Below are 1987 nucleotides of genomic sequence, written 5' to 3'. Positions count from 1 at the left end.
ACCTTCGACGACGGGGCGTCCACGTGCAGCGTCTTCGGCAGCACACCGTGCCGCATCGCCTGCACCATCTTGATCACACCCGCCACACCCGCGGTCGCCTGGGTGTGACCGAGGTTGGACTTCACCGAGCCGAGCCACAACGGCCGGTCCACCGAGCGGCCTTGGCCGTAGGTCGCTATCAGGGCCTGCGCCTCGATCGGATCACCCAGCGACGTCCCCGTACCGTGCGCCTCCACCGCGTCGATGTCCGCGGCGAGCAGCCCGGAGTTGGTCAGTGCCTGGCGGATGACGCGTCGCTGCGAGGGGCCGTTGGGAGCGGTGAGACCGTTGGACGCGCCGTCCTGGTTGACGGCGCTGCCGCGCACCAGGGCCAGCACCTCGTGACCGTTGCGCCGCGCGTCCGACAGGCGCTCCAGCAGGACCAGACCCACACCCTCGGCCCACGACGTACCGTCCGCACCCTCGGCGAACGCCTTGCAGCGAGCGTCCGCCGCCAGCCCTCGCTGCCGTGAGAAGGCCACGAACGCGCCGGGCGTGGCCATCACGGACACGCCGCCGGCGAGCGCGAGCGAGCACTCACCGCTGCGCAGGGCCTGGGCGGCCAGGTGGATGGCGACCAGCGCCGAGGAACAGGCGGTGTCGATGGAGACGGCGGGGCCTTCGAAGCCGAAGGTGTACGAGACACGGCCGGAGGTGACCGCGCCGGCGCTGCCGGTCAAGGCGTACCCCTCGGTGCTGGACTCCCCGCCTTCGAGGCTCGGGATGTAGTCCTGGGGCTTGGTACCGGCGAACACACCCACGTTGCGGCCACGCAGCGAAGTCGGGTCGATGCCCGCACGTTCGAAGACCTCCCAGGAGGTCTCCAGCAGCAGCCGCTGCTGCGGGTCCATCGCCACGGCCTCGCGTGGGCTGATACCGAAGAAGGCTGCGTCGAACTCGGCGGCGTCGGTGACGAAACCGCCCTCCCTGACGTACGACCTGCCGGGGCGCTCGGGGTCGGGGTCGAACAGCCCGTTCACGTCCCAGCCGCGGTCGGTCGGGAACGGCGAGATGGCGTCGCGTCCCCCGGCGACCAGCTCCCACAGCTCCTCGGGCGAGGAGACGCCGCCCGGGAGACGGCAGCCCATGGCGACGATCGCGATCGGCTCCGTCTTCTCGGATTCGACCTCGTGCAGCCGCTTGCGCGCCTGGCTGAGATCGGCGAGGGCTCGCTTGAGGTAGTCGCGCAGCTTGTCGTCGTTCGTGCTCATCGGAAGTCCTTCTGCTCGACAGGTGTGGGGGGCCGGCGCTGGTGTCAGGAAGAGCCGAGCTCGTTCTCCGCGAAGCTGAAGAGTTCGTCGTCGGAGGCGGATTCCAGGTCGAAGTGCGCCTCGTCCTCCGCAGGGGCGCCGGTCGACGCGTACCGGGACGCCAGGGTCTGCAGGCGCTTGGCCGTCTGTGCCATGACGTCGTCGTCGAGCGACGCGCTGCTCAACGCCGCTTCCAGCTTGTCCAGTTCGGCGAGCACCGATAGCGGCGAGACGCCGAGTTGTTCCAGAAGGACGTCGGCGAGGGCGGCCGGCGTCGGGTGGTCGAACACCGCCGAGGCGGGGAGCTGGAGACCCGTGGCCGCGGTGAGCCGGTTGCGCAGTTCCACGCCTGTGAGCGAGTCGAAACCGAGGTCCTTGAAGGCACGGTCCGGCGCGATCGCGTTTCGCTGGCGTCCGCCCAGAACGGCCGCGGCATCGGCGCTGACCAGGTCCACCAGGGCGCGCTGCCGCTCGGGCTGAGCCATCGTCGCCAGCCGGTCGATCAGGGACTCACCGGGCGTACCGCCCGCGCCGTAGGTGGCATCGGTGCGGACGATACGACGCGGCTGGCGGACCAGGCCCTGCAGCACGGGAGCCAGCTGGCCGGCTCCGGCTTGTGCGGCCAGTGCGGTGAGGTCGAACTTGACGGGGACCAGGGTGGGTTCGTCGGCGGTCAGGGCGGTGTCGAAGAGGGCCAT

2 protein-coding genes are annotated in these 1987 nt (G+C 70.6%); both read right to left on the bottom strand.

What is annotated here, in order from left to right; genetic code table 11:
• Positions 1-1250, bottom strand: a 1250-nt coding sequence (locus tag ACZ7KF_RS41525; protein WP_471087914.1) for a type I polyketide synthase, incomplete at its 3' end; no start/stop codon positions are given.
• 44 nt (positions 1251-1294) lie between these two features.
• Positions 1295-1987: acyl carrier protein (locus ACZ7KF_RS41520; RefSeq protein WP_471087911.1), on the bottom strand; the 693-nt coding region annotated here is incomplete at its 5' end.

The organism is Streptomyces sp. NPDC038200, from assembly GCF_055600785.1.
The sequence above is the reverse complement of the archived record's forward strand: the minus strand, read 5'-3'. Positions and strand labels throughout refer to the sequence as shown.